Origin of the sequence: Nocardia aurea (assembly GCF_003123685.1) — a bacterium.
GTDB lineage: Bacteria > Actinomycetota > Actinomycetes > Mycobacteriales > Mycobacteriaceae > Nocardia > Nocardia aurea.
In genome coordinates this window covers 1-5,562 of record NZ_QCYJ01000097.1, presented here as the reverse complement: position 1 = coordinate 5,562, position 5,562 = coordinate 1, and the positions used below count along the sequence as shown (strand labels likewise).

Annotated in this window: 6 protein-coding genes; 1 reads left to right on the top strand and 5 read right to left on the bottom strand. The window is 71.2% G+C overall.

Annotated features, from left to right (window positions below):
* The 5 genes from DAT37_RS19355 to dacB all read right to left on the bottom strand — a co-directional run.
* The coding region (locus DAT37_RS19355) for an ABC transporter permease (protein ID WP_408637421.1) at positions 1 to 523 on the bottom strand (523 nt) is incomplete at its 3' end.
* A complete protein-coding gene (locus DAT37_RS19350) occupies positions 523 to 1,953 on the bottom strand; it encodes an ABC transporter substrate-binding protein (RefSeq protein ID WP_232839861.1) in 1,431 nt (476 codons plus the stop codon). The genes DAT37_RS19350 and DAT37_RS19355, both read right to left, overlap by 1 nt.
* Complete coding sequence (locus tag DAT37_RS19345) at positions 1,950 to 2,177, bottom strand: 4Fe-4S dicluster domain-containing protein (protein ID WP_109526215.1); 228 nt, start codon at positions 2,175 to 2,177, stop codon at positions 1,950 to 1,952. Before DAT37_RS19345 ends, DAT37_RS19350 begins: the two co-directional genes overlap by 4 nt.
* Positions 2,168 to 2,953, bottom strand: a complete 786-nt coding sequence (locus DAT37_RS19340; protein WP_109526214.1) for a GntR family transcriptional regulator — start codon at positions 2,951 to 2,953, stop codon at positions 2,168 to 2,170. Before DAT37_RS19340 ends, DAT37_RS19345 begins: the two co-directional genes overlap by 10 nt.
* Before the next feature lie 186 nt (positions 2,954 to 3,139).
* Positions 3,140 to 4,615, bottom strand: a complete 1,476-nt coding sequence (dacB, locus tag DAT37_RS19335; protein ID WP_157978556.1) for a D-alanyl-D-alanine carboxypeptidase/D-alanyl-D-alanine endopeptidase — start codon at positions 4,613 to 4,615, stop codon at positions 3,140 to 3,142.
* 288 nt (positions 4,616 to 4,903) lie between these two features.
* Between dacB and DAT37_RS19330 the strand changes: the two genes are divergently transcribed.
* On the top strand, positions 4,904 to 5,562 hold a 659-nt coding region (locus DAT37_RS19330), incomplete at its 3' end, for a TauD/TfdA dioxygenase family protein (RefSeq protein WP_109526212.1).

Here is a 5,562-nt window from a genome sequence, read left to right as displayed (position 1 = left end):
TCACCATGATGGGGAAGAAGGCGGCGGCGAACGTGATGAAAACGATGCCCTGCTCGTCCGCCGGGAACAGCAGGATCGCCACGGGCACCAGCGCGATGGCGGGGATCGGCCGGACGGCTTCGAGCAGCGGCAGCAGCACGTAGCCGGTGCGCCTGGACCGGGCGACGGCGATCCCCACGGTGATGCCGGCGACGGCGGCCAGGCCGAAGCCGGTGAGGATGCGCACGAGGCTCTGCAGCAGGTCGAGGTAGTAGAGGGGAGTCGTGAGCTGCCGCCCGGCCTCCGCGCCGATCTCGCCGAGCGTGGGCAGCCGGTCGAACCTCAGCCAGATGCGCGCGTCCGTGACCGTGAGCAGCTGCCACAGCCCCGCGGCGGCCAGGAGCGAGGCCGCCCTGACCACCCAGTTCCAGCCCGCCCAGCCCTTGCGCGGCGCCCCGCCGTCTCCGGTGGCCGCGCGCGCGGGCCGGGGCGCGCCGGCGGGGACGGCGAGCGGGGCCCGCCGCACCTCGGTCTCCGCCCCCATCAGGCGTCACCCCCGGTCCCGGCCGCCTTGAGCGCCTCTTCATAGGGGACGGGCTCGGTCTTCGGGTGGTCCTTCCGATAGGCGTCTGCCCCGTCCTGGGTGGTGAAGGGCAGGAAGCGCTCGTTCTTCGGGGCGCTCGGGTCGTGCAGCCAGATCGACTCGCCGGCGAACCACCGGGTGCCCGTGGTCGTGTCGGGAACGTACGCTGCGCGCACGCCCGCCGTGGCCTTGGCGATCTGCCGCAGCAGGCAGGTGGGGGTCGCCGCGGGCTGAGTCGTGGCCGAGCCGGTGGACCAGAGCTCGGAGGCGGTCTTGGGATCGGACACGGCCACCCCGCAGACGGGGTCGGTGCCGGTGATCCTGGCGGGGTTCGTCGTGCTGGCCCGGTCGGTGTCGTAGGAGGAGCCGTACACCTTGCGCAGGTAGGAGTCGTTGACGAACTTCGACACGTCCACGCCGGCGAACTCGGCGTTGATGCGCTTGAGGTAGGGCACGTCGTGCTCGTGCGCGGCCTGGAGCGGCGGCTTCAGCATGACGTCGAAGGTGGAGATGCCGCCGGGGCCGTTGTAGAGGTAGACGACCTCCGGGGGCAGGCCGGTCACCTTGGCCACCGACTCGGCGGCCCGCAGGGGCTGCTCGTGGAGGTAGCGGGTGGTGTCGATCTGCGCCTGGAGGAACGCCTCGACGACCTCGGGATGCTCCTTGGCGTACGCCTGGCGCAGCACCACGCCGTGGAAGGTGGGCACGTTCAGGGCCGAGCCGTCGTAGACCAGGCGGCCCTTGTCCTGGAAGACCATCAGGCCCGGCCAGGCCACGAACTGCGCGTAGCCCTGGACGCCGCCGGACTCGAGCTGCGCGGCGCCGACGGCGGGCTGGTGGTTGACGATCTGGACGCCGGTGGCCGGGTCGATCCCGTCCTTCTCCAGCGCCTGGACGAGCGTGCCGTGGCCGGCGGAGCCTATGCTCGCCGAGATCTTGGCGCCCTTCAGGTCGGCCAGGGTACGGGCCTTGGAGGCGGGCGGCACGACCACCATGTTGAGGCCGCCGCGCAGGTTGTAGCCGGTGATGGAGACCAGCTCGGTGCGGGCGGCGGCGATGCCCTGGGTGCGGGAGGCGTTGATCAGCAGCGGGTAGTCGCCCATCGAGCCGATGTCGATCTTGCCGGCGACCATCTTCGCGGTGATGGGGGCGCCGGTGTCGTAGTCCTGCCACTCGACCGTGTAGCGGTCGCCGAGCCGCTTCTCCAGATAGCCGAGCGAGCGCAGCAGGGTGCCGGCGGTCACTGTGTTGATTGTCTTCGACTGGTAGCCGATGACGACCTTCGTCTTGCCGTCGCCACCGGCCGCACCGGAGACGGAGCAGCCGGTGGCGGCCACCAGGAGCGCGGCCGCCAGTGCCGTGAGTCCCTTCATCGCGGCGAGTCCCTTCATCGCAGGAGGTAGGGGATGTTGATGGTGACCGCGTCCACCGGGCACCGCGCGGCGCAGGGGCCGCAGTACCAGCACTCGTCCACGTGCATGTACGCCTTGCCGGTCTCGTCGTTGATCGCGAGCGAGTCGAGCGGGCAGGCCTCGACGCACAATGTGCACCCGTCGATGCAGAGCCCCTCGTCGATGGTCACGGGGACCTCGACCCGCTGGTTGGTCAGTGCCATGCCTGCTCCTCGCCTGGGATCTCGGGATCGGTGCCGGTGCCTGGGGCGCGGCGCAGGTGCCCGCGCATGGTCAGGCGGTCGCCCCTGAAGCGGATGAATTCCAGGTCGACCGGCCTGCCGTCGGACAGGTGGGTGAGCCGCTCCACCATGAGCAGCGCGGCGCCGCGTGGCGCGCCGAGGGCGGCGGCGGTGTGGGTGTCGGCGTTGACCGCCTCGACGGTGAGCTCCGCCATGCCGAGCGGCTGCCCGGCGATCCCTTCGAGCAGCACGAAGATGTCGTTGTGCGCCAGGTCCGCGTCGAACAGCGGCTCGCCGACGTCGCGGACGAGATAGGTCAGGTCCAGGGAGAGGGGCAGGCCGTTGAGGCTGCGCAGCCGTTCCAGGTAGACGACCGGCTCGCCGGCGGGGAGGCCGAGCCGGTGGCTGACCGCGGCCGGCGGCTCGATGAGGCTCATCGTCCGGACCTGGTTGGTCACCTGGCCGTGCTCGTGCAGCGTCTCGGCGAGGCCGAGCAGACGGTGCAGGCCGTGGGGATACTTCTCCGCGGCGACGGTCGTGCCGACGCCGGGGCAGCGCTCGACCAGCCCTTCCTCGCGCAGCAGGTCGAGCGCCTCACGGACGGTGTTGCGCGAGGTGTCGAACTCGCGGGCCAGGGCCGCCTCCAGGGGGAGCTGGCCGTGCGCGAACTGGCCCTGCACGATCTGCCTTCGCAGCAGGTCGGCGACCTGCCGCGCGCGATCCGCCCGGCGGCGTCGGGTGTCAGTCGTGGTCACCATGCCTCCCTCCCGGTCCCGGTTAACCTATCAATCCGGTAGGGAAAAGGGGATAACGGGCAGATTGCGCCACCCATGGCACCCCCGACACAGCGCTGAGCTGGGGCTACACGCCGCACACAGCAAGATCTGCCACCGCGCGGCTACGTTCTGCGGCAACCAGGGCCGCTTGCCAACCGAGAGGGGAAGCTACTGATCAAGGTGGCCGTTCGGTTCCCGACCACTGTGATCCGCGAGGCGGCTGAAGCGGGCGAGCCTGACCGCGATCACTTCCTCCACGTCCTTGACCGGAGCATCCAGGAAGTGGTTGAAGATGACGCAGAAGGCCAGTGGCTCGCCGTCGGCGCTGTCCACGTATCCCGCCAGGCCGGACACCCCGGTCAGCGCCGCCGTCTTGGCGTGCACGTTGCCCGCCGCCGGTGTGCCCTTCATGCGGTCGCGCAGCGTGCCGCGCGTCATGCGATCGCCCTGGCCGGCGACGGGGAGGGCGTCGTACCAGCTGGCGAACCAGGGCTTGGCGCGGGCGAGGAGCAGGAAGTCCGTCAGCTCGCCCGGCGTCAGCGAGGCGAGCCGCGACATGCCGGAGCCGTCCCTGAAGCATGCCGTACGCAGGCCGTGACGCTCGGCGTACTCGGTGAGCACCCTCAGCCCCGCGGCCCAGGTGCCCTGCCCGGAGACCTCCCGGCCCATCGCCTTGACCAGGATCTCGGCGTGCATGTTGTTGCTCCACTTCAGGAACGGCGTCATCAGCCGCGCCAGCGGCATGGACTCGTGCCTGGCGACGGTCCACGCGGTGGTGGGCGGAGCCGCGCGGCGGGTCTCGCCGTCCACCGCGACGCCGTGCGAGGCCAGGGCGTCGCGCAGCAGCGCGGCCGCGTAACCCGTGACGTCGGGCACGGAGACCCGCCAGCTGAGCGGGGCCGCCACGGCGCCGGTGACGACGACCTCGTTCGTGTCGCGCGGGCGGGTGATCCACACGTCGTTCGCGAGGCCGGTCGTGGCGCGGTTGTCGATGGCGACGTGGCCGGTCGGCGGTGTGGTGGTCACCTCGGCCGGAGCGCCGGGCGCCGCCCCGGGGGCGACCGTGACGACGAGCGCGCCGGTGTTGCAGTCGGCGTCGGGCGCCGCGGCCAGGGCGGAGATGGGGGCGGCATAGTGGCGCGGCTCGTCGCCCACCGCCCAGTCGGCGTGCACCCGTACGTCGTCGAACCAGGTGTCGTCGGGGACGAGACGGCCCGTGACCGAGTGGATCCCTGCAGCGGCCACCTCCCCGGCGAGCCGGTCGAGGTCGCCGGGGAGCAGGGCCGGGTCGCCGGTCCCCTGGAGGTGGAGGTCGCCGTGGAGCGTGCCGTCGGCCAGCCGCCCGGAGGCGAGCACGCGGGTGGTGAAGCGGTGCCCGGGACCGAGAGTGTCCAGGGCCGCCGCCGAGGTGAGCAGCTTGACGAACGAGGCGGGGGTGAAGATCTGGTCCGGGTCCCGCTCGTACAGCGGCTCTCCGGTCACGGCGCTCTTGACCACGACGCCGATCCTGGCCATGGACAGACGCGGATCCCCCAGGATCCGATCGAGGTCGCGGGCCAGTTCTCCGGCCGGCGCGGCCGGCGGGGCGGCGGTGGCGGGGAGGAAGGCGCGCAGGCGGGACCGCCACGATCGTGGCGGGTCCACGCTCTGCTGTGCCCAGGATAGTGTGATCGTTCCTCCCCGTGGTCTCGCGGACATCCTGGGGAGGGCGACTCGTCAGTCGACAGCTCATTCACTGTCCACTTCCTGGTCGGAGTGTAAACCCTAATTCCCTACCGGTTGTGTTGACTTTAGCGTGGAGCCTGCCTACGTTAGGGGCGTGACGACCGCGGTGCTGACCATCCGAGGTCACGTGGACTTCTGCCGCGTGGCCAGCGCTCTGTGTCCCTCCTTCCGTTAGCCGACCATCTCTCTCTCGGAAGGACGAAACCCATGTCAACCCTCTCGACCCGCCACGTCTCGGCCCGGATAGGCTCCGAGATCTCCGGCGTGCGCCTGGGCGGCGACCTGCCCGCCGACGTCGTCGCGGAGATCCGCTCCACCCTGCTCCAGCGCAAGGTGCTCTTCTTCCGCGCTCAGGACCATCTCGACACGGAGGGCCAGGTGGCCTTCGCCCGGCTGCTCGGCGAGCCGACCACGGCCCACCCGACCGTGCCGGCCCTGAACGGCAACACCCACGTCCTCGACCTCGACTACAAGGGTGGCCAGAAGGTGGACCGCTGGCACACCGACGTCACCTTCGTGGACCGGCCGCCCCTGGCCTCCGTGCTGCGGGCCGTCACCGTGCCCGAGGTCGGCGGCGACACGCTGTGGGCCAACACCGTGACCGCCTACGAGTACCTGTCCGCCGAGCTGCGCGATCTGCTCGACAGGCTGCGGGCCGTGCACACCAACCAGTACGACTACGTCCGCGTGACGGCCTCCGACAACCCGGAGCTGGCGCGCGAGCAGGCCGAGATCTTCGCCTCGACCCTCTTCGAGACCGAGCATCCCGTCGTACGCGTGCACCCCGAGACCGGTGAGCGCTCGATCCTGCTGGGCGACTTCGCCAAGCGGCTGGTCGGCCTGGCGCCACAGGCGTCCGCCGCGGT